The sequence below is a fragment of the Streptomyces sp. NPDC056480 genome (assembly GCF_042795405.1).
In the GTDB taxonomy this organism is placed as follows: domain Bacteria; phylum Actinomycetota; class Actinomycetes; order Streptomycetales; family Streptomycetaceae; genus Streptomyces.
Map to the genome: position 1 here is coordinate 1 of NZ_JBHTSA010000136.1, position 21,355 is coordinate 21,355.

19 protein-coding genes are annotated in these 21,355 nt (G+C 72.9%); 11 read left to right on the forward strand and 8 right to left on the reverse strand.

Annotation, left to right across the window (positions count from 1 at the left end; genetic code table 11):
* Positions 1-44: 44 nt before the first annotated feature.
* Together ACFQ79_RS35210 and ACFQ79_RS35215 are read right to left on the reverse strand one after the other, a co-directional pair.
* A complete protein-coding gene (locus ACFQ79_RS35210; protein WP_209496577.1) occupies positions 45-446 on the reverse strand; it encodes a hypothetical protein in 402 nt (133 codons plus the stop codon).
* A 78-nt stretch (positions 447-524) separates the two neighbouring features.
* Positions 525-1,736, reverse strand: a complete 1,212-nt coding sequence (locus tag ACFQ79_RS35215; RefSeq protein WP_383590979.1) for a pyridoxal phosphate-dependent aminotransferase — start codon at positions 1,734-1,736, stop codon at positions 525-527.
* Positions 1,737-1,878: 142 nt separating this feature from the next.
* Between ACFQ79_RS35215 and mptB the strand changes: the two genes are divergently transcribed.
* Positions 1,879-3,318 carry a polyprenol phosphomannose-dependent alpha 1,6 mannosyltransferase MptB gene (gene mptB, locus ACFQ79_RS35220; protein WP_383590981.1) on the forward strand — a complete coding sequence of 480 codons (1,440 nt, stop codon included), beginning with the start codon at positions 1,879-1,881 and terminating at the stop codon, positions 3,316-3,318.
* Between the two features lie 72 nt (positions 3,319-3,390).
* Here mptB and ACFQ79_RS35225 read toward each other — a convergent pair whose 3' ends face one another.
* Both ACFQ79_RS35225 and ACFQ79_RS35230 read right to left on the reverse strand, forming a co-directional pair.
* Positions 3,391-4,968 (reverse strand): amidohydrolase family protein, encoded by a 1,578-nt coding sequence (locus ACFQ79_RS35225; protein ID WP_383590983.1) that lies wholly within the window; start codon positions 4,966-4,968, stop codon positions 3,391-3,393.
* 11 nt (positions 4,969-4,979) lie between these two features.
* Positions 4,980-6,245: an alanine racemase gene (locus ACFQ79_RS35230; protein ID WP_383590985.1), complete on the reverse strand. Its 1,266-nt coding sequence runs from the start codon at positions 6,243-6,245 to the stop codon at positions 4,980-4,982.
* A gap of 124 nt (positions 6,246-6,369) precedes the next feature.
* On the opposite strand from ACFQ79_RS35230, the gene ACFQ79_RS35235 reads away from it, so the two are divergent.
* The 4 genes from ACFQ79_RS35235 to ACFQ79_RS35250 all read left to right on the forward strand — a co-directional run bounded on the left by ACFQ79_RS35235 (position 6,370) and on the right by ACFQ79_RS35250 (position 10,177).
* Complete coding sequence (locus ACFQ79_RS35235) at positions 6,370-7,404, forward strand: sugar kinase (RefSeq protein WP_383590987.1); 1,035 nt, start codon at positions 6,370-6,372, stop codon at positions 7,402-7,404.
* Positions 7,401-8,162 carry an IclR family transcriptional regulator gene (locus tag ACFQ79_RS35240; RefSeq protein ID WP_073909885.1) on the forward strand — a complete coding sequence of 254 codons (762 nt, stop codon included), beginning with the start codon at positions 7,401-7,403 and terminating at the stop codon, positions 8,160-8,162. Before ACFQ79_RS35235 ends, ACFQ79_RS35240 begins: the two co-directional genes overlap by 4 nt.
* Positions 8,159-8,593, forward strand: coding sequence for a RidA family protein (locus ACFQ79_RS35245; RefSeq protein ID WP_383590989.1), 435 nt, complete (start codon positions 8,159-8,161; stop codon positions 8,591-8,593). The genes ACFQ79_RS35240 and ACFQ79_RS35245 overlap by 4 nt, the downstream gene beginning before the upstream one ends.
* Before the next feature lie 141 nt (positions 8,594-8,734).
* Positions 8,735-10,177 carry a GntP family permease gene (locus ACFQ79_RS35250; protein WP_383590991.1) on the forward strand — a complete coding sequence of 481 codons (1,443 nt, stop codon included), beginning with the start codon at positions 8,735-8,737 and terminating at the stop codon, positions 10,175-10,177.
* 104 nt (positions 10,178-10,281) lie between these two features.
* Here the strand turns inward: ACFQ79_RS35250 and ACFQ79_RS35255 are convergent, their stop codons facing one another.
* Complete coding sequence (locus ACFQ79_RS35255; RefSeq protein WP_383590993.1) at positions 10,282-11,637, reverse strand: M14 family metallopeptidase; 1,356 nt, start codon at positions 11,635-11,637, stop codon at positions 10,282-10,284.
* A 136-nt stretch (positions 11,638-11,773) separates the two neighbouring features.
* On the opposite strand from ACFQ79_RS35255, the gene ACFQ79_RS35260 reads away from it, so the two are divergent.
* Positions 11,774-13,189: a serine/threonine protein kinase gene (locus ACFQ79_RS35260; protein WP_383590994.1), complete on the forward strand. Its 1,416-nt coding sequence runs from the start codon at positions 11,774-11,776 to the stop codon at positions 13,187-13,189.
* 240 nt (positions 13,190-13,429) lie between these two features.
* Here the strand turns inward: ACFQ79_RS35260 and ACFQ79_RS35265 are convergent, their stop codons facing one another.
* From ACFQ79_RS35265 to ACFQ79_RS35275, 3 genes are all read right to left on the reverse strand, one after another.
* Positions 13,430-14,680: a serine hydrolase domain-containing protein gene (locus ACFQ79_RS35265; protein WP_383590996.1), complete on the reverse strand. Its 1,251-nt coding sequence runs from the start codon at positions 14,678-14,680 to the stop codon at positions 13,430-13,432.
* A 214-nt stretch (positions 14,681-14,894) separates the two neighbouring features.
* Positions 14,895-15,776, reverse strand: a complete 882-nt coding sequence (locus ACFQ79_RS35270; protein WP_383590998.1) for a DUF4436 domain-containing protein — start codon at positions 15,774-15,776, stop codon at positions 14,895-14,897.
* Between the two features lie 121 nt (positions 15,777-15,897).
* Positions 15,898-17,082, reverse strand: a complete 1,185-nt coding sequence (locus ACFQ79_RS35275) for an agmatine/peptidylarginine deiminase (protein WP_383591000.1) — start codon at positions 17,080-17,082, stop codon at positions 15,898-15,900.
* Between the two features lie 429 nt (positions 17,083-17,511).
* Here ACFQ79_RS35275 and ACFQ79_RS35280 point away from each other — a divergent pair, with 429 nt between their 5' ends.
* The 5 genes from ACFQ79_RS35280 (at position 17,512) to ACFQ79_RS35300 (ending at position 21,315) form a co-directional block, all read left to right on the forward strand.
* Entirely contained in the window at positions 17,512-18,093 is a 582-nt protein-coding gene (locus tag ACFQ79_RS35280; protein ID WP_383591002.1) for a TetR/AcrR family transcriptional regulator, read from the forward strand.
* 316 nt (positions 18,094-18,409) lie between these two features.
* Entirely contained in the window at positions 18,410-18,898 is a 489-nt protein-coding gene (locus tag ACFQ79_RS35285; RefSeq protein WP_383591004.1) for a DUF1269 domain-containing protein, read from the forward strand.
* Between the two features lie 49 nt (positions 18,899-18,947).
* The gene (locus ACFQ79_RS35290; protein WP_383591005.1) at positions 18,948-20,042 is read left to right on the forward strand and encodes a chemotaxis protein; all 1,095 of its coding nucleotides are present in this window, start codon (positions 18,948-18,950) and stop codon (positions 20,040-20,042) included.
* Positions 20,043-20,140: 98 nt separating this feature from the next.
* A complete protein-coding gene (locus ACFQ79_RS35295; RefSeq protein ID WP_383591007.1) occupies positions 20,141-20,782 on the forward strand; it encodes a hypothetical protein in 642 nt (213 codons plus the stop codon).
* 29 nt (positions 20,783-20,811) lie between these two features.
* The gene (locus tag ACFQ79_RS35300) at positions 20,812-21,315 is read left to right on the forward strand and encodes a DUF1269 domain-containing protein (RefSeq protein ID WP_383591009.1); all 504 of its coding nucleotides are present in this window, start codon (positions 20,812-20,814) and stop codon (positions 21,313-21,315) included.
* Positions 21,316-21,355: the final 40 nt, after the last annotated feature.

Sequence of the window (21,355 nt, forward strand, 5' to 3'; positions counted from 1 at the left end):
ATGGGGCCGGGTCCGCGCTGTGTGTGCGGGGCGGACCGGGGCCGTCAGGGGGTGCCGGCCGCGGCCAGGGCGGGTTCCCCGGCCAGCGCGGCGGTGTGCGCGTCCATGCGCTCCGCGGCGAGGATCGCGGCGGCGGTGTCGGCCCGGGAGGCGGCGACGACCAGGGCGCGGCCCGCGAGGGCGTGGGCCCTGCGGTGCAGGTCCGGCGCGGAGGAACCGCTCAGACCCGCGTGCCGCGCGGGCGGTGCGCCGCGCAGCCGCGCCACCTGCCGGGCGATGAGTTCGCCGGCCTCGGTGTCGCCGAGCTCGTCGGTGACGGCGAGCAGGGCGGAGAGGTGCCCGGCGAGCTGGATGTCCAGCTCTTCCTCGCGGGAGCGGTGCGGGTACGCGTCGTGGGCGTCGTCGGCCATCCGGTGGACCGACTTCGTGCGGATCGGTTCGTACATGGGACGGCCTCCTGAGTGCTCTGGAGCCATCCTAGCTTAGATTCAGTCTAAAGTTGAGCGGGGTCCGGCCATGGCGCGCTACGGCTGGCTGTAGCCGTCCAGGAAGCGGCCGATCCGGGTCACCGCGTCCGCCAGGTCCGCCGCAGCCGGCAGCGTGACGATCCGGAAGTGGTCGGGCTCGTGCCAGTTGAAGCCCGTCCCGTGCACCACCATGATCTTCTCGGCCCGCAGCAGGTCGAGGACCATCTGTCGGTCGTCCTTGATCTTGTAGACGTTCGGGTCGAGCCGCGGGAACAGGTACAGCGCACCCTTCGGCTTCACACACGTCACGCCCGGGATCTGCGTCAGCAGCTCGTACGCCGTGTCCCGCTGCTCCAGGAGCCGCCCGCCCGGCAGCACCAGGTCCTCGATCGACTGCCGGCCCTGGAGCGCGGCGGCCACCGCGTGCTGCGCCGGCATGTTCGCGCAGAGGCGCATGTTCGCGAGGATCGTGAGGCCCTCGATGTACGAGGAGGCGTGGTGCTTCGGGCCGCAGACCGCCAGCCAGCCCGAGCGGAAACCGGCCACCCGGTAGTTCTTGCTCATCCCGTTGAAGGTCAGGACGAGCAGGTCGGGGGCGATCGCGGCGGTGGGGGTGTGCGTGGCACCGTCGTAGAGGATCTTGTCGTAGATCTCGTCCGAGCAGATGACCAGGCCGTGGCGGCGGGCGATCTCCGTGAGGGAGCGGAGCATCTCGTCGTCGTAGACGGCGCCCGTCGGATTGTTCGGGTTGATGATCACGATCGCCTTCGTGCGATCGGTGATCTTCCGCTCGATGTCCGCCAGGTCCGGCATCCAGTCCGCCTGCTCGTCACAGCGGTAGTGCACGGCCGTACCGCCGGCGAGCGAGACCGACGCCGTCCACAGCGGATAGTCCGGGGCCGGGACGAGGACCTCGTCGCCGTCGTCGAGCAGCGCCTGCATCGACATCTGGATCAGCTCGGAGACGCCGTTGCCGAGGTAGATGTCCTCGACGGAGAGCGGGATGCCCTTGGTCTCGTAGTGGCTCATCACCGCGCGGCGGGCCGAGAGCAGCCCCTTCGCGTCGCCGTAGCCGTGCGCCTCGGAGAGGTTGCGCAGCACGTCCTCGAGGATGGCGGGCGGGCACTCGAAGCCGAAGGCGGCCGGGTTTCCCGTGTTGAGCTTGAGGATGCGATGACCCGCGGCCTCAAGCCGCATCGCCTCTTCGAGCACCGGACCCCGGATTTCGTAACAGACGTTGGCGAGCTTCGTGGACTGGATCACCTGCATGCCGAGAGCTTACGGCCGGGTCGGCCGGGACGCTTCGTGTTTTGGGACACGTCGGACAGGGCGAGGGAGTGGCGGCGGGGCTTTCCCCTGGTGAGGACCGCCGAATAGGGGTCCTCCGTCCGGCGGGATAGGTTGGCCCGTCATGTGGGTTCTGACTGCTTCCGGGTGCCGGTGGCTCGGCGCGGCCGGGTCGCTCGCCGTCGCCGTGGGCGGATGGGCCGCCGGGGCGCTGCCGGTGCGCGGCGGCGGGGGGCTGTGGGAGCCGCGCGGCTCCGCGCTCGCCCTCGCCGGCGCGCTCCTCGCGTACCTCGGCCTGACGGTGCTCGTCGCCGCCTGGTGGCGGTACGGCGTGCTGCTCGCCCGGGGCGCACGGCACGGGGTGCTCGCCACCCTGGCCTGGTGGAGCGGGCCGCTGCTGCTCGCCCCGCCGCTCTACAGCAAGGACGTCTACAGCTACATCGCGCAGGGCGCCATGGTCCTCGAAGGGCACGACGTGTACGGCGGCGGGCCCTCCGTCCTCGGGCCCGGCGACCTCGGGGCGAACGCGGCCGCGAGCGTCGGCGGCCACTGGACCGACACCCCCGCGCCGTACGGCCCCGCCTTCCTCGTCCTCGCGCAGCTGGTCGTGAGGGCGACCGGGGGCGAGATCGTCCCGGCCGTGCTCGGCATGCGGCTGCTCGCGGTCGGCGCGCTCGCCCTGATCGTCTGGGCCGTACGGGGTCTTGGAGGCGGACGCGGGGGCCCCGACGGGGCGCTGTGGCTGGCCGCCCTCAACCCGCTGCTCCTCGTCCACGTCGTCGGCGGCATGCACAACGACGGCCTGATGATCGGGCTCATGCTGGCGGGCGTGCTGCTCGCCGTGCGGGGCCGGTGGGTGCTCGGATGCGTCCTCGTGGGCCTCGCGATGACGGTCAAGTCGCCCGCGGCGGTCGCGCTGCTCTTCGTCGGCGTGATGATCGCGCGGCGGGACGGCGGTGTACGGGGCCTGGTGAAGGGACTCGTGCTGCCGGGGCTCGTGGCGGGCGCCGTGGCGGCGCTCGCGACGGTGCTCGCCGGGACCGGGTTCGGGTGGCTGCGGACGCAGAGCGTGGCCGGGACCATTCACACGGCGCTGTCGCTGAGCAGTGATCTCGGCCTCGGGCTCGGGCTGCTCCTCGGGGACGACCCCGACCCGGTCAAGGCGGTCGTGCAGAATCTCGGGCTCCTCGCCGCCGTCGCGCTGATCCTGGTGCTGGCGTGGCGGGCCTGGCGCGGGGCGCTCGATCCGGTGCTGGGGCTGGGGCTCTCGCTGGTCGCGCTCGTCGCGCTGTCGCCGATGGTGCAGCCCTGGTACCTGCTCTGGGGGACGGCCGTGGTGGCGGCGGTCGCCTGGCGGGGACGGGCGGGGCAGGTGCTCGCGGTGCTCTCGGCGGCGCTCGTGTACGAGACGGCGCTGGACGGGCGGACGCCCTGGTACGGGTTCGTGGTGGCCGGGGTGGTGCTGGGGCTGGGGCTTCGGTGGGTGCGGCGGGAGCCTTGGCGCGGGGTGACCGACGGGGCCGGCGCTTTCGAGGGCGCCGACCCCGTGGGCAGCGGGCGGTAGGGGCGGGGCGCCGCTGAGGGCGCCGTTCCGGTGTGCCCACCCGTTCCGCCCTGCGGAACGATGGCCCACAGCTCAGCGGGCGCGGCGGACCGATCTGCCGGCCAAGACGTCCGTGCGGCTGCCGTCCTCCATCACGAACTCGCCGTTGATCAGGACGTGCGGGATTCCCGTCGGGAGGGTGCGGGGGGACGTGTACGTCGCTCCCGCGCCCACCGTCCGCGGGTCGAACAGGACCAGGTCCGCGCGGTGGCCCTCCCGGACGAGACCCCGGTCGGTCAGGCCCAGGCGGGCTGCCGGGCGGGAGGTCAGGTGGGCCACGCAGTCCTCCAGGGTGAGGACGCCGAGGTCCCGTACGTACCGGCCCAGGTACTGCGGGAACGTGCCGTACGCGCGCGGGTGCGGCTTCAGGCCCTGGAGGATGCCGTCCGAGCCGCCCGTGTGCACCCGGTGCCGCATGATCGTCCGGACGTTCTCCTCGTGGCCCACGTGCTGGAGGATCGTCGTCCCGAGCCGGTCCTCCAGGAGGAGCCGACGGGCCGTCGCCCAGCCGTCGACCCGGCGGCCCACCCAGTCCATGAGCGACCCCTCGGACACTCCCGAGATCTCGATCGTGTCCCAGTCCATCGGCACGCCGTGGCAGCCGTCCGAGCCGAGGACCTCCAGGTGGTGCCGGATGCGCTCCGCCGTCCCGTCGTCCCGGAGGCGGGCGAGCACCGCCTCCGGGCCGCCCTCGCTCGCCCAGCTCGGCAGCACGGCCACCAGGGTCGTACAGCCGGGTGTGTACGGGTACGTGTCGAGGCTGATGTCCGCGCCCGCGTCCAGGGCCTCGTCCAGGAGGGCGAGGAGTTCGGGGGCCCTGCCCTCGTTCACGCCGAAGTTCATCGTGGCGTGGGCGAGGTGGAGGGCGCAGCCCGCCTCCCGGGTGAGCCGCACCATCTCCCCGTACGCCTCGAGGGCTCCGGCCCCGTACGAGCGGTGGTGGGGGCAGTAGTAGCCGCCGTACCCCGCCACGACCCGGCAGAGCTCCGTGAGCTCGGCGTCCTTCGCGTACATCCCGGGCGTGTAGGTCAGGCCGGAGGACATGCCGACCGCGCCCTGCTCCATGCCCTCCGCGACCAGCCGGCGCATGTGGTCCAGCTCGGACTCCGTCGCCGGGCGGTCGTCCCAGCCGACGGCGTACATCCGGACCGTGCCCTGGGGGATCAGATAGGCGGCGTTGACGGCGATGCCCCGGTCCAGGCGGTCCAGGTACTCGCCGACCGTGCGCCAGTCGAAGTCGATGTCGTCGCCGGATCCGTTCCAGCCGGTGATCGCCTGCCGTACCTCGGCGAGCGTGCGGTCGTCGACCGGCGCGTACGACAGGCCGTCCTGGCCGAGCACCTCCAGCGTCACGCCCTGTGCGGCCTTCGCGCTGTGGTCCGGGTCGCGGAGCAGCGCGAGGTCGCTGTGGGCGTGCATGTCGATGAAGCCGGGGGAGAGGACGAGGCCCTCGGCGTCCACGACGCGGCGGGCGGTGGGGCGCTGGCAGCCCGCCGCCGCGCCCTCCTTCACGATCGCGGCGATCCGGCCGCCGTCGATCGCCACGTCGGCGCGGTAGGAGGCGCCGCCGGTGCCGTCGACGACCTCCGCGTCGCGGAAGACGAGGTCCATGCCGACTCCTTCTAGAAGAACGTGCGGATGTAGTCGACGACCGTGCCGTCCGCCTCGACCAGCGGGATCAGCTGCCACTTGTCGAAGATCGTGCAGGGGTGGGACAGGCCCATGCCGAGCCAGTCGCCGACCTCCAGATCGGCGCCCTCCTCCGTCCGTACCCAGGCGTGCTGGTCGGAGAGGCCGGTGACGGTCAGGCCGTCGGCGGGGCGGATCTCGCCGGTACGGGCGTCGCGGACCACCTGTGCCTCGGGGAGGTGCAGGTCGTGGGCGGCGTCGCGCTTGCCGGCGTTGGTGAACGCCTGCTCCGGGGTGGGCCGGGAGACCACCTGCGACCAGAGGCGGAACGCGGGCTCCAGGGCGCCCTCCTCCGGGACCCGGTTGAAGGGGGTCCGCTCGCGGTACTGCCCGTCGTCGTGCGAGACGTACGCGCCGGAGCGCAGCAGCTTGAGAACCGGCAGGGAGAGCTGGGGGATCTCCGCGAACACGTCCGCGACCGCGTCGAACCACTCGCTGCCGCCCGCGCTCACCACGATCTCGCCGAGGGCGGGGTCGAAGCGGCCGGCCTTGTCGAAGTCGGCCGCGAGCCCCACCAGCCGGTGCAGCCACGCGCGGACCCGCTCGCCGTCGGCCCCGGGCATCGTGCCCTCGTAGCCGGCGACGCCGACGAGCCGCAGGGTGGGGGCTGCCGCGACCGCGTCGGCGACGGCCGCGCACTCCTCCTCGGTCCTTACGCCCGTACGGCCCGTCGCGCCGGCCGCCAGCTCGACGACGACGTCCACGGGGCGGGTGGCGCCCGCGGCGCGCAGGGCCCCGTCCATCAGCTCGACGCCGCGCACGGAGTCGACGTAGCAGAGGAAGCGGAAGTCCGGGTCGGCGTCGAGCTCGCCGGCGACCCAGCGGAGCGCGACCGGGTCGACGACCTCGTTCGCGAGGAAGATCCGGGCGATGCCGTGGGCCCGGTAGACGCGGGCCTGGTGGGGCAGGGCGGCGGTGATGCCCCAGGCGCCGTGCGCCAGCTGCCGGTCGAAGAGCTGCGGGGCCATGGAGGTCTTGCCGTGCGGGGCGAAGGCCAGGCCGTGGCGCTCGGCGTACGTCTCCAGGAGGCGGAGGTTGTGCTCCACCGACTCGGCGGAGAGGGCGAGGACCGGGGTGGTGAAGCCGCCGGTGAAGAGGTTGCGCCGCTGGGCGGCGAGCTCGCCGACGGTCAGGCCCTCGGCGTCCGGGGGCAGGGCCTTGAAGCGGTGGTCGACGCGCTCGTTCGCCAGGTCGGGCATGAGGCCTCCTCATCGAAGCGTTGCGAAGGGTGCAACAGCCATTGCGTATGTCGCTCAATGCTGTCTAGCATCCGGGCCAAGGCCGGGTCAATGGACCCCGCGAGAGTCGCAAGGGAGCGCCAGAGTGGCCGGAGAACCGCCCGTGGATGTCGTGTGCCTCGGCGAGTCCATGGTCACCTTCCTTCCCTCCCGACCGGGCCGCCTCGCCGACGTACCGGCCTTCGAGCGCGCGATCGGCGGTGCCGAGTCCAACGTCGCCTGCGCCCTCGCCGCCGCCGGCCACCGCACCCGCTGGGTCGGCCGGGTCGGCCGGGACGGATTCGGCGACCACCTCGTCGAGACCATCGGCTCCTACGGCGTCGACGTCACCGCCGTCGACCGCGACCCGCGGCGGCCCACCGGCGTCTACTTCCGCACCGCCGCCGACCGCGCCACCGACGCCCACGAGGTCGTCTACTACCGCGCCGGATCGGCCGCCTCCGCGATGTCGCCCGCGACCGTGCCGTACGAGACCGTCGCCGACGCCCGCGTCCTCCACCTCACCGGCATCACCGCGGCCCTCTCCGACGACTGCCTCGCCCTCATGCGCACCCTCACCGCGCCCCGGGCGGGCCGCCCCCTCGTCTCCTTCGACGTCAACTGCCGCCCCGGACTGTGGCGCGACGGCGCCACCAGCGCCGGCCCCGTCCTCCTGGAACTCGCCCGCCGCGCCGACCTCGTCTTCGTCGGCGCCGACGAGGCCGAACAGGCCTGGGGCCTGGGCGACCCCGCCGCGATCCGCGCGGCCCTCCCCGAACCCGCCGTCCTCGTCGTGAAACGGGGCGCCGACGGCGCGACGGTCCACGAACGCACCGGCCCCGGAACCGACACCGTCGTGCACGTGCCCGCCCCCCGCGTCGACGTCGTCGCCGCAGTCGGCGCCGGAGACGCCTTCGCCGCGGGATTCCTCTCCGCCACCCTCCGCGGGCTCGACGCCACCGCCCGCCTCCGGCACGGCCACCTGCTGGCCGCCGCCGCCCTCACCGTCCCCGGCGACCTGGCCGCACCTCCCCGCCGCGCCCACGCCGACCGGCTCGCCGCCCTCGCCCCGACCGCCTGGGGCACACTTCAGCTCGGCCCCGGCTGGACGGGGGACGACCAGGAGGGACGTACACCATGAGCCAGACCGTCGACCGGGCTCTCAGCATCCTGCCCTTGCTCGCACAGGGTCCCGCCGACCTCGGACAGGTCGCCGACCGCCTCGGCGTCCACAAGTCCACCGCCCTCCGGCTGCTGCGCACCCTGCACGAACACGGCCTCGTCTACCGCCAGCAGGACCAGCGGTACCGGCTCGGCGCCCGCCTCTTCGCACTCGCGCAGGAGGCCGTCGAGAACCTCGACATCCGCGAGATCGCGCACCCCCACCTCGCCGCGCTCAACGAACGGATCGGCCACACGATCCACCTCGCCGTCTACGAGGAGGGCGAGGTCCTCTACATCGACAAGGTCGAGAGCCGCTACCCCGTCCGCATGTACTCGCGCATCGGCAAGCCCGTCGCGATCACCGTCGCCGCCGTCGCCAAGCTGCTCCTCGCCGACCTGCCGGAACCCGAGCGCCGCGCCCTCGCCGGCAAGCTCGACTACCCCCCGTACACGCCCCGTTCGACCCCGAACGCCGCCGCCTTCCTCAAGGAGCTGGCGACCGTACGCGAACAGGGCTGGGCCACCGACCTCGGTGGCCACGAGGAGTCCATCAACTGCGTCGGCGCGCCCATCCGCGGCGCCGACGGGCGCGTCGTCGCCGCGATGTCGGTCTCGGCGCCCAACGTGGTCGTCACGGCCGAGGAACTCCTCTCCCTCCTCCCGCAGGTGCGCCGCACCGCGGACACCATCAGCCGGGAGTACTCCGGCACCTCCCCGAGCAAGGACAGCGCATGACCGACCAGAACCCCGCCCAGTCGACCGAGAAGATCGCCCTCACCCCCGCCACCCACACCGCCCCGCCCGCGAAGTTCTCGCACGGCGTGAGGAAGGGCAACATCCTCCAGGTCGCCGGCCAGGTCGGCTTCCTGCCCGCCGTCGAGGGCCAGGCCCCGACCGTCGCGGGACCGACCCTGCGCGAGCAGACCCTCCAGACCTTCGCCAACGTCAAGGCGATCCTGGAGGAGGGCGGCGCGAGCTGGGACGACGTGATGATGACGCGCGTCTACCTGACGGACGTGGACCACTTCGCCGAGATGAACGCGATCTACAACCAGTACTTCGAGGAGCAGGGCCTCAAGGCCCCCGCCTCCGCCCGCACCACCGTCTACGTCGGTCTGCCCGAGGGCCTCCTCATCGAGATCGACGCCCTCGCCGTCCTCGGCTGACCCGGGCACACACGGCCGGAGCCCACGCGCCCGAACGGACCTGAACCGATCCACCTGAACCAGCCGCTCCACGGCACGGCGTTCTCCCCCGGAACGCCGTGCCGCGCTCCCCCCTACCCAAAAGCGAGGCCTCCCCCCGCCATGAACCCCGCCACGCCCCCGCACACCGGTGGACTCCTCCACCTGATACCCGGCACCGCCGGGCTGCTCACCGTCGCCGCCCTCGGCATCGCCGTCCTGCTCCTGCTGATCATCAAGATCCGGCTCCAGCCCTTCGTCGCGCTGCTCGCCGTCTCCATCGGCGTCGGCCTCGCCGCCGGGCTCTCCGTCACCGAACTCTTCGGCACCGTCCAGAAGTCCGCCGCCACCTCCGTCATCGAGACCGGCATGGGCGGCATCCTCGGCCACGTCGCGATCATCATCGGCCTGGGCACCATGCTCGGCGCGATCCTGGAGGTCTCCGGCGGAGCCGAGGTGCTGAGCAGCCGTCTCCTCGGCCTCTTCGGCGAGAAGCGCGCCCCCCTCGCCATGGGCCTCACCGGACTCATCTTCGGCATCCCGGTCTTCTTCGACGTCGGCATCTTCGTCCTCGCACCGATCGTCTACGCCGCCGCCAAGCGGTCCGGCAAATCGATCCTGCTCTACGCCATGCCGCTGCTCGCGGGCCTCTCCATGACCCACGCCTTCCTGCCGCCGCACCCCGGCCCGGTCGCCGCCGCCGGCCTCCTGCACGTCTCGCTGGGCTGGGTCATCCTGATGGGCGTCCTCGTCGGCGTCCCCGCCGTGCTCGCGGCCTGGGCGTACGCCGGCTGGATCGGCCGCCGGCTCTTCGTCGCGGTCCCGCAGGACATGGTCGAGGCCGCCGACGAGGCCAGGGCCAAGGTCGCCGCCGAGCGGACCGGCGGCACCGAGGCGCCCGTGGCGCTCTCCACCGTGCTCCTCATCATCGGCACGCCGCTGGTCCTCATCCTCGCCGCGACCTTCTCCTCCATCGCCCTGGACGAGTCCACCCTCCGCTCCGTGATCGAGTTCTTCGGCAACCCCTTCGTCGCGCTGACGCTCGCGCTCTTCCTCGCGTACTGGCTGCTCGGCATCCGGCGCGGCTGGTCCCGGAAGTCCCTGGAGCAGGTGTCCACCTCCTCCCTCAAGCCGGTCGGCAACATCCTGCTCGTCGTCGGCGCGGGCGGGGTCTTCGGCGCGGTCCTGAAGGTGAGCGGCGTCGCCCAGGCGCTCTCCGACACCTTCCACGACGTCGGTCTCCCCGTCATCGTGCTCGCCTACCTCATCTCCCTGGTGCTGCGCGTCGCCCAGGGCTCGGCGACGGTCGCCATCGTGACCACGGCCGGCATCGTGCTGCCCCTGGTCGAGGGCGGTGACCACTCGCAGGCCTTCCTGGCCCTCGTCATCATGGCGATCTCGGCCGGCTCGATCTTCGCTTCGCACGTCAACGACGGCGGCTTCTGGATCGTCTCCAAGTACTTCGGCATCACCGAACGGGACACCCTCAAGTCCTGGACGGTGCTGGAGTCGGTGCTCTCCCTGGCCGGCTTCGGGGCGGCGGCCCTGCTGAGCCTCTTCGTCTGAGCGGCCGGACCGTGCTGCGGGGCGCCCGGTCTCCGGTCCTCGCGCGCGAGGGCGCCCCGGCGGTGGTTCCCGCCGGGGCGCCCCCCCCGTTCACGTACGGACCGTCAGGCCGCGCAGTACTGCGCCTCCTTGCCGATCGAGCGGTACATGCAGTCGGCGTTCTCCACGAGCTGGAGGACGGCGTCGCGGTTGCGGCTCGTCTCGCGCTCGATGACCTCGTCGGGCGGGTAGAAGCCGCCGCCGCCGGACGAGGACGGGTACATCTCGAAGGTGTACGCGAAGATCCGCTGCGAGCCCCACAGATAGTCGTCGATGGACCCGTCCGTGATGTAGAGGTCGCTCGACTGCTCGGGCGTGTAGCCGTTGCTGGCCGCCATCTTGCCGCCGACCGCGGCGAAGGCGTTCCGGTCGTCGAGCGTCATGCCCGGCGCGGTGTTGGCCGTGGTCCAGCCGAAGGGCCAGAGCACGAGCTCGCTGTACGTGTGGAAGTCGATGGCCGCGGTGATCTGCTGCTTGCCGCCGACCACCCGGGAGCGGACGAAGTCGGCGACGACCTTGACCTCGGGGGCGGACTCGGGGGCCGTGCCGCGGTACGTCTCGGAGCTCTTGGAGCCCGAGGAGCCGCCGCAGCAGCCCCACTTGTAGTTCCAGTTCCGGTTCATGTCCGTACCGATGTACGAGGAGCCGGAGTTGGGCTGACGGTTCTTGCGCCAGCTGCGGTAGGAGCCGCTCGCGATGTCGTACTCGCCGCCGTCCGGGTTGAGGTCGGGGACGATCCAGATCTCGCGGCCGTTCACGGCGTTGGTGATCCTGGAGTCGCTGCCGTACCCCGCGCCGAGCTCCCGGAGGAGGTACAGCGCCATCTCGACGGTGAGGTGCTCGCGGGCGTGCTGGTGGTGGGTGAAGAGGACCTCGGGCTCGGCCTCGTCGGTGGCGACGTTGTCGCTGATCTTGATGGCGACAATGTCCCGGCCCTGGTACGACTTCCCGATCACCTGCTTGCGCATGATCGAGGGGTAGGCGGCGAGCCGCTGGTCGATCTCCGCGTTCATCTCCGCGTAGTTGTGGTACCTCGCGTCGGCGGAGGGGAAGTCGAGCGGGCCGGCCGCCTTGCCGCCCTCGGCGGTCCTGTTCGGCGGGCCGGGCAGGGCGACCGGCTTGTAGCCGAGCGCCTTCAGGTTCCTCAGCTGTTCGGCGTTGGCGCTGACCACGACCGACCTGGCGTCGACCTCGTCGATCGAGACGCCGGTGGCGGTCAGTGCGCTCCGGGCGGCCGGGGTGGAGGGTCCGGCGACCTCGTACTGCCGGATCACCTCGTCGGCGCCGACGGCGATCCGGGCGGCGGCCGACGACGGGTCGGCCCCGGCGGGTGTCGTGAGGGCGGACAGGGGCGCCGCGAGGGCGAGCGCCACGAGGGCCGCGAGGGTGGCGGCCCTTCTGCCGCGGAGAGGACGTCGCATGCTGTCTCCTGGGTGGGGAGGGTGGGGGGTGCGACAAGCGCGTGCGGGTGTTCTGTGTTCGGTGTTCTGTGTTCGGCCACATGGTGAGGCTGTGTCATGGCCCGGTCAAGATGGGGAGTTCGGCCATACTGTCCCGGTGGGGACCCTCATCGGTAGATACGTCATCGAGCACAAGCTAGGCGAAGGCGGCATGGGCACCGTCTATCTGGCCCGATCGCGCGGCGGGCGCGCCGTGGCCGTCAAGGTGGCCCGGCCGGAACTCGCCTCCGATCCCTCCTTCCGCGCGCGCTTCCGTGCCGAGGTCGCCGCGGCCCGGCAGGTCGGCGGCTTCCACACCGCGCAGGTCGTCGACGCCGACCCCGAGGCCGAGGCGCCCTGGCTCGCCACCGCCTACATCCCCGGCCCCACCCTCTCGGCGCTCGTCACCGCCGACGGCCCGATGGACGAGGGACGGCTGCGCTCGCTCGGTGCCGCGCTCGCCGAGGCCCTCGAAGCCATCCACGCCTGCGGGCTCGTCCACCGCGACCTCAAGCCCGGCAACATCGTCATGGCCCCCGACGGACCCCGCGTCCTCGACTTCGGCATCGCCCGCGCGCTGGAGTCGACCCGGCTCACCGCCACCGGTTCCGCCTTCGGCACCCCCGGCTACCTCGCCCCCGAACAGGCCCTCGGCGAGGAGGTCACGGGCGCGGCGGACGTCTTCGCGCTGGGCGCGGTGCTGGTCGCCGCGGCGGGCGGCCGCCCCTTCGGGGACGGCACGCCGATGGGCCTCATGTACCGCGCGGTCCACGAGGACCCGGACCTCGCCTCCGTGCCGGAGTCCCTGCGCGGGCTCGTGGGCCGCTGCCTCGCGAAGGACCCGGCCGGACGACCGACGCCGGAGGAGATCCTGGACGTGCTGGCGGGGGCGACGCGGGACGGGGCGGGGGCGGTGCCGCCGCCGACGGTCCTCGACGCGCCCGCGACGCCGCGCCACCCGGTCGCGCCGGGGTTCGGCCCGCCGCGGGGCGCGGTCCCACCGCAGGACTCGATCCCGCCGCAAGAGTCGATCCCGCCGGGGAACTCGATCCCGCCGTCGTACGGACCGCCGTGGGGCGTCGCACCGTCGACCCCGGTGCCGCCGCGGGGTGCGGTCCCGTCGACCCCCGTGCCGCCGCAGGCCGCGGTCCCGTCGCCGTACGCGCCGCCGGCTCCGCACGACTCGGTTCCGCCGGGGTTCGGGCCGCCCACCCCCACCTTCTTCGTCCCGCCGCCGCCCGTCGCGCCCCCGCAGCCTGCGCCGGATTTCGTGGCCGCCGACAGCGTGTACGGGATCGTCGTGGACGGTGCCGGAATCTGCCTCCAACTGCTCGACGACGAGGCGGAGTTCACCTGGGCCGAGATCGGAGCCGTACGGTACGAGCGGACCCGGCGCGGCCGGTCGCTGCGGATCGCCGTCGACCTCTACGGCGGCACCAGCTACCTCTGCGAGATCGACGGCCGCCGGGCGGCCAGGGTCGAGGAGTGGGTCACCGGGCTCGACCGGGCCCTGGCCCGGTTCCTGCCCGGGTGAGGTCAGCCGGTCCGGGGCCGACGGTCTGACGAGACGCCGCGGCGCCGCCGGGGGGGCCGCCGCCGCCCCGGGGGGGGGGGGGGCGCCCCCCCACGGCCCGGGTCATGCGGTCGGGGTCACGCGACCCGGCTCACGCGGCCAGGGGGCATGCGGACCGGGGGCATGCGGACAGGCATGCGGTCCGGGTCGCGCCAGGGGCATGCGGCCAGGGCATGCGGTTCGGGTCACGCGTTCTGGGGATCAGCTGATCCCGAGCGGGTCCCCCGGGGCGAGCGCGGCCGCGATCCGCTCGGCGACCACCTCGGCCTGGTTGCCGTCGGGCGTGGTCGCCGTCTTGGTCGCCGAGACCGCGATGGCCAGACGCTCGGACGGAAGGTACGCCTGGATGGCGGCGTATCCCGAGAACGACGGGTTCTGCACGATCCAGCCGTTGACCACGATGACACCGAGACCGAAGTGGGCCGCCTCGGTCTGCTTCAGACAGATCGTCGCGGGACAGGTTGCGCTCCCGCCGCCGAGTCCGACCGTGCCCGGGTTGAGCAGGGTGCGGTACGAGCGGGGCGAGAGGAGCTCGCCGCTGCCGATGGCCTGCGCCGAGCGCCCCAGGTCACAGATGTCGGTGGTGATCACGGCACCGGGCGCCGTGGTCCACGACGGGTTCCAGAACGTGGACTCCTCGTAGATTCCGCGGTCCGACGTGAAGGCGTGCAGCACGGGGCGCGGGATCTCGGGCGTGAAGTTGTTCTGCGTGTTCCGCAGCTCCAGCGGCCCCGTGACCTTCTCCCGCACCAGGCGGTCGATCCGTACGCCGGTGATCTTCTCCAGCGCCTCGACCAGGTAGACGTAGTTGGCGTGGGAGTAGCTCCAGCTCGTCCCCGGCTCGTACCAGAAGGAGTGGCGGAGCGGGTACGCGACCAGCTGCTCGGGGGTCCACGCCCGGAAGGGGTGGGCCTCCAGCTCCGTCAGGAACTCCGGGTCGGTGACGTAGTCGTGGAGGCCCGTGGTGTTGGACGCCAGCATGCGCAGCGTGATCCGGTCCGCCTTGGGCAGGTCGGGCAGCCAGCGTTCCACGGTGTCGTCGAGCCGCACCCGCCGCTCCTCGACCAGCTTGAGGAGGGCCGTCGAGATGTGGGCGAAGGCCACGGAGCCCGCGCGGAAGTGCATGCCCGGCTCGGCCGGGACGCCGGTCATGGACTCGCCGAGCGCGTCCGTGAGAACCTCGCGCCCGTCGACCGTGACCCGCACCTGCACGGCGTTCAGCCGGAGGTCCTTCTTGGCCTTGCGGGTGATGTCCAGGACCTTGCGGGCCCTGCCGTCGAGGCGGCCCTCGGTCCGCACGCAGTCGGACCCGCCGCGGCCGCCGGGACCCTCGGCGAGCGCGGGTGCCACGGCCGTCGTCTGGACGGTGAGGGCGAGAAGAGCGGCGCAGAGCAGAGCTCCGCGGGACCGCGCACGCGTGCGCGTGCGCGAGAGGAGGGGGGTGTGCGTCATGCCCCGCACTATGTCCGGGCGGGTGGGCCACCCGGAGCGAACACTCCGGGGCCCGCGCGAGACCCGCCCATGTGGGGCAGACGACAGCGCCGACCGGACGCGTCACGGGACGGCCGGCGCAGGTCCCCCGGGCGCGCCCGCACGGGTTCGCGTCCGGGAGCCGGGCGTGCCTCGGGGGGCGCGTCCGGGAGCCGGCTGTGCCTCGGGGGTCGCGTCAGGAGCCGGGCGCGCCGCGCGGCGGCGGCGGGCCCTCCGCCCGTACGGCCCGGACGACCACCACGATCACGCAGAACGCGATGAGCGTCTCGGCCCAGAAGAACGCCAGGTAGTCGAGGAGACTGCCGATGGGCGGCGCCCCCGGGGCGGTGTTCCGGAAGGCGGCCAGGGCGAACAGCGTGGCCGCCATCCAGCCGAGCGCCGGCCAGGTCAGTCCCATGCGCCGCCGCACGAGGTGCCAGCCGCCCATGAGGACGGCGACGGCGAGCGCCCACATCGCCAGCATCATGAACGCGGAGAACACGAGCACGCTGCGGGAACGGGCCACCTCCGCCGAGAACACGGCGGCACCCTTGATCTCCGAGGTGTCGACGGCGAGCGAGAACAGGGCGTCCCGGTTGGTCAGCGTCATGCGGACCGGGACGCTCTCGCCGCCCTGCACGGCGCCGAACTCCATGTCCGTCTCGTACGCGTCGAACGGATAGTCCGTGATCGGGCCGCCGGTCAGCGTGACGGGCACGTCGACGGTCGCGATCCGGCTGTGGGCGGGGAACGTGAGGTCCCCGCGTACCGACGACGAGGTCTGGAGCGTGAGGTTCTCGGCGGGAGAGATGCCGCCCGCCTCCGCGAGCTCGCCGCGGGGAGTGACGAGGACCCGCAGGACGAGCTCCCGGCCGGCGGCGTCGACGCGCTGCACGGAGGCGTCGATGTCGATCCGGTCGGGAGCCTGGCCTCCGGCGGTGTAGCGGGTGTCCAGGTCCTGACGCTCGCCGAACTGGAGCCAGAGTCCGCAGAGAGCGGCCACCGCGACGGCCAGGAGCACGAGTCCCACGCTCAGCGGCCCGCCGGGGGACCGTGGTTGACGCCGGTTGACGGACACGCACGTGCTCCAGGGGAAGAGGGATGAGGGAAGAGGGAAGGGGGGAAGGGCGAGGGGGAGAGGGGTGGGGGAGAAGGGGAGGGGGAGGGAGGAGACGGGGTGGCGAGGGGCGGCGGGTGGGTCAGGCGGCGGGCTTGCCCGGCTGGTCGTGGGTCGCGCAGTGGATGCCGCCGCCACCGGACGCGATGGTGTCGATCTGCACCTGTACGACCTCCCGCTTGGGGAACTGGTCCTGGAGGATGCCCCGGGCACGGTCGTCGGCCGCCCGGTCACCGAACCTGGGCATGAACACCGAGTCGTTGGCGATGTAGAAGTTGGCGTAGGTGGACACGAAGTCGTCGCCCTCGCCGGTGATCCGGTCGAGGTCGGGCTGCGGCAGGTCGATGATCTCGAAGCGCCGGCCGCGCGCGTCGGTCGCCTTCTCCAGGACCGAGCGGGCCTGGTCGGCGGAGCGGGACCAGGAGTCCGGGGGAGAGCCGGGGAACGCCTGGTCCAGGAGGACCACGCCGGGGGCGGTGAACCGGACGAGGCTGTCCACGTGCGCGTCGGTGATGTCCTCGCCGCGGACGCCCGCCAGCCAGACCACCTTCTCGACGCCGAGGGTCTCGATGAGCTCGTCCTCGATCTGGTCCCGGGTCTTCCCCCGGTTGCGGTTGTCGTTGACGATCGAGCTCTCGGTGACGAGGAGGGTGCCCTCGCCGTCGGTCTCGAAGGAGCCGCCCTCGGCGACGAGGGGTGCCACCTCGCGGGGGATGCCGTACTTGCGGAGCAGCAGCCGGCCCACCTGGGAGTCGTTGGTGTGCTCCTGCTTGTTGCCCCAGCCGTTGAAGTTGAAGTCCACCCCGATGAGCTCGTCGCCGTCCTCGACGAAGACGGGCACGGTGTCCCGGGCCCACAGGTCGTCGACCGGCATCGCGATGACCTCGACCTGCGAGCCGCACGCGCGCTGCGCGTCGGCGACCTGGGCCGGCCGGGCCATCATGACGACGGCCTCGTACTCGGCGACGGCACGGGCGATACGGGCGATGTCCTCGCGTACGTAGGGCAGGTCGTCCCCCCAGACGGAGGCGAGCGCGGGCCACGACATGAACGTACGGGTGTGGCTGTCCCACTCGGCGCCGAAGCGGCGCTCGCCGCCCTCGGAGGCGGGGCGGGCCGAGCCGGTGGCCGGGCGGGTGGAGGCGCCGGTGGCACCGGCCGACGTGGAGTCGCCGGGGCCGCAGCCCGCGGCTCCGAAGGCGAGGGCACCACCGATGCCGGCGAAGGCGCGCAGGGTCGTGCGGCGGGTGGGAGAGGGGTGGGACACGCTGTGCTCCGATCATGGGCTGGCGAGACTATCCAGCGGCGGCGGGCGGATCGTGACGAAACGCGCGCGGCGTGGCGGATTCGCGGGCCTGGGCTTCACACGGGTGACCGGCGCGAGGAGACGGTCGGGTCACCCGGACGTGAGTGGGGGCGGGCCGTGGCGCCACTCTGACACTGACTGGATTTTCAGTCAAGCGCGTGGAGGGCATGGCGCGCCCGGGCCCACCCTGTCGGTGCCGGTCTCAGGGGCCCCGGCGCGGCGACTCGCGGGCCGTGTGGGCTGAAAAGCAGGTCAGCCACGTGATCGGGCAGGGACCCGGACGGGCGGGGAGGGCTGCGCCCCCGGCCGGCGAACCCGGCTGGACGACTGGAAGGCGGGACAGCTGGACGGCCGGACGGCCCGAGGAGGGGAGCGGATAGGGTTCGGGGCATGTCGTCTCGCAGTACTCAGATCCTGGAAGCGGCCGCCCGGGTGATCGCCCGGCGCGGGGTGCGTGGCCTGCGCGTGGAGGAGCTCGCCGCGGAGGCCGGGGTCTCCACCGGCCTGATCTACTACCACTTCAAGGACCGGACCGGGATCCTGCGGCACACCCTCGAGTTCATCAACGACCGCGCCGAGCGGTACACCACGGAGCGCGACCCGGACGCGGAGCCCCTCGGTGCCCGCGAGGAACTCGACGAGGTCCTCCTCCTGGAACTCCAGGACACGCCGGAGGTGCGGGAGAACAGCTCGGCCTGGGGAGAGCTCCGGGCGAGCGCCGTCTTCGACCCGGTCCTGCGCGAGGACCTTGCGCGGGCGACCCTGATCTGGGTGCAGGAAGTGGCCGCGCTCCTGGGTCAGGTGCAGCCGATGGCGCCGGCGGCCGGGCTCGCCGCCGCCGCGGAACGGCTCACCGCCCTCCTTGAGGGCCTGAGCATGCGCTGGCTGAGCGGCGGCATCGCGATCGACCACGCGCGCACGCTGCTGCGGGAGGCCGTGGACGTGGAGCTGGCCTCGCTGAACCAGGCGTAGCCCGGACGACCGGGACGACCACCGACCGCCGGCGGCCGCGCCATCCGGCTCCCGTCGACCGCCGGCGGCCGCGCCATCCGGCTCCCGTCGACCGCCGGCGGCCGCGCCATCCGGCTCCCGCCGACCACCGCCGGCCGCGCCGCCCGGCCCCCGCCGACCGCCGGCGCCCGCGCAAACCGACCCCCGCCGACCGCCGGGTCGCGCGGTCGCGCGCCCGTGTGCACCCCGTACGCCCGTTGAGGGGAACACCGAGTCGCGAGGGTGGACATATCGGGACACGATGACACTTCATGGCCCCTTCTCCCAGGAGGCGGGAATGGCTGAGCTCATCGTCATCGGATACGACGACCCCAAGGTGGCCGAGCAGGCGTACGACACGGTGCAGGAGCTGCAGCGCGACTACGTCGTGCACCTCAACGGTCTCGCGATCGTCTCCGTCGACGCGGACGGCAGCACCCACGTCGACACCGACAGCCGCGTCGTCGGTGTCTCCGCCGCCTCCGGTGCCGTCTGGGGAGCCATCTTCGGCCTTCTCTTCCTGCTTCCCGGCGTGGGACTCCTGACCGGAGCCGCCCTCGGCGGCCTCGTCGGGAAGATCAGCAAGTCCGGCGTCGACGACCGGTTCCGCCAGCAGGTGGAGGACCTCCTCAAGCCCGGTTCGGCCGCCGTCGTGATCATGGCCTCGAAGGTCACCGACGACAAGTTCACCGTGGCCATGCGGCCCCACGGCGGCACCGTCCTCAAGACCTCGCTCAGCGACGAGGACGAGAAGGAACTGGCCGAGCAGCTCGCCGGCCCCCAGTAGCCGGCCGCCCCACCGCGGAACCGCCGGAATTCGTCAGGAAGGCTTCCCCATGGACCCCGCGCTCAGCAGCGACGTACTCGCGAAGCTGCGACAGCCCCGCCCGTACCCCGCCGTGTCCCTCGTGATGCCCACCCATCGCCGCGAGCCCGACAACACCCAGGACCCCGTACGGCTCCGCAACCTCGTGGCCGCGGCGGAGAAGGCGATCCAGGACGACCCGGGGGTGACCCGCGAACGGCGCGCCGACGTCATGGACCAGCTGAGCCGTGCGGTGGCCGAGACGGACCTCGCGCACGCCGAGGACGGCCTGGTCGTCTTCGTGGCCCCGGGGGAGCACTACGTGTGGACGGTGGCCCGGTCGGTCCCCGAGCGCGTCGTCATCGCCGACACCTTCCTCACCCGGAACCTCGTCGCCGCCCAGGCCGCCGAGCAGCCCTCCTGGGCGCTCGCGGTCTCGGCCGACCGCGTCTCGCTGTGGAGCGGCAGCCCCGAGCGGGTCACCGAGCACACCGGGGACGGCTTCCCGCTCACCCGCAGCCTCGAAGACCCGGACGCGGAGCGCAAGGAGCGCATCGGCGACCTGCCCAGCACCTTCCAGGACGAGGCCACCCGCCAGTTCCTGCGCGAGGCCCACACGGCCCTGCGCGCCGTCCTCGCCTCGGCGCCGCGCCCGCTGTACGTGATCGGCGAACCCGCAGCCCTCGCGCTGCTCGAGGACACCGGACCGCTCCAGCCGGGCGCGACCCCCGTCCACCACGGAGGGCTTGCGAAGGGACCTGCCAGCGCGGTCCACGAGGCCGTCGAACCGGCCCGCGTCGCCCGCGAGAACGCCGCCGCGACCACCGTCCTGGCCGAACTCGACGCCGCCCGGGGACGCCGCGAGTTCGCCGGCGGCATCGACGAGGTCTGGCAGGCCGTGAAGGAGGGCCGGATCAGGCTGCTCGCCGTCGAGGACCACTACCGGACCGTCGTACGGGACGAGGGCGGCCATCTGGAGCCCGCCGAGCCCGCCGAGCCCGGGTCACGGGACGACATGGTCGACGAGATCGTCGAGCGGGCCCTCGACACCGGTGCCGAGGTCCAGTTCGTCCGCGACGACACCCTGCTCGACATGGGCCGCATCGCCGGCGTCCTGCGCTACTGACGACGACCGCACCACGACCGCACACCTACCGCACCACGACCGCACACCGACCGCACACCGACGGTACGGCGAACGCTCACGAGAAGAGGACGCATCCTGTGAACCCCACATCGGCGCGCGCGAGACGGGCGGTCCGCGCACGGGCGGTGAGCGCGGCGGCGGCCGTCGTCGTCACGGCCCTCGGCGCGGCCGGCCTCGTGTCCTGCGACACCGGCAACGACGACACCGGCGGCCCCACCTTCAGCGAGCGCCCCACGGCCCCCGACACGGCCGGCTTCACGGGCGAACTGCCCTCCTCCGTAGCCTCGTCGGGCGCGGCAGCGGTCGAGTCCGCCCGCGCGTCCGCCTCCTCCGCGGCGGCCTCGGCCTCCGCGCGGGAGGCCGAACGCAAGGCGTCCATCGGCGCGGCGGTCGAGCGCTCGCGCCAGGAGGCCGAGGACGAGCTGGAGGACGTGACGGCCCCGGGCAACGGGCTCGACGAGGTCGCGATGACCGGCAAGCCCCGCGCGGACACGGGCGGAGTGCTGACGGTCGTCCTGAACATCACCAACAAGACGAACGAGGAGGCCTCCTACGCCGTGCAGGTCGACTTCCTCGACCCCTCGGGCAAGGTCGTCGAGACGCAGTTCGTCGGTGTCGAGGACCTCCAACCGGGCGAACGGCAGCAGCCGTTGGTCATCAGCCGGCAGCCCCCCGAGCCGGTGCTGACCCCGCGGCTCACCAAGGCGCAGCGGTACTGACGCCAGCACTGACACAGGAGGAGAGCCGCATGTCCGAACTCATCGTCCTCGGCTACGACGATCGCGCCGTCGCCGACAGGGTCTTCGCCGAAGTGCAGAAGCTCGGGGACAGCCACGCGATCGAGCTGACCGGACTCGCCGTCGTATCGGTGGACGCGGACGGCAAGACCCATGTGGACACCCCGGCGAGAAGGAAGGGGGAGGCCGCCCTCTCGGCCACCGCGGGCGCCCTCTGGGGCATGGTCTTCGGCATGATCATCCTCACGCCCGGGATCGGTGTGGTCGGTGCCGCCGTCGGCGGACTCATCGGCAAGCTGAACCAGATGGGCGTCGACAACAAGTTCCGCGACAAGGTCCAGTCGCTGCTGGCACCCGGTTCGTCCGCCGTCGTGGTCATGGCCTCGACGGTCGCCGAGGACAGGTTCGCCGCGGCCGTGGAGCCGTTCGGCGGGACGGTGCTCAAGACCTCGCTGTCCGAGGACGGCGAGCGGGAACTCGCCGAGCAGCTGGCGGGCCCCGACTCCACCGGCTGACCCGCTCGCGACGCGCCGGACCGGCCGCCCCGTCACGGGG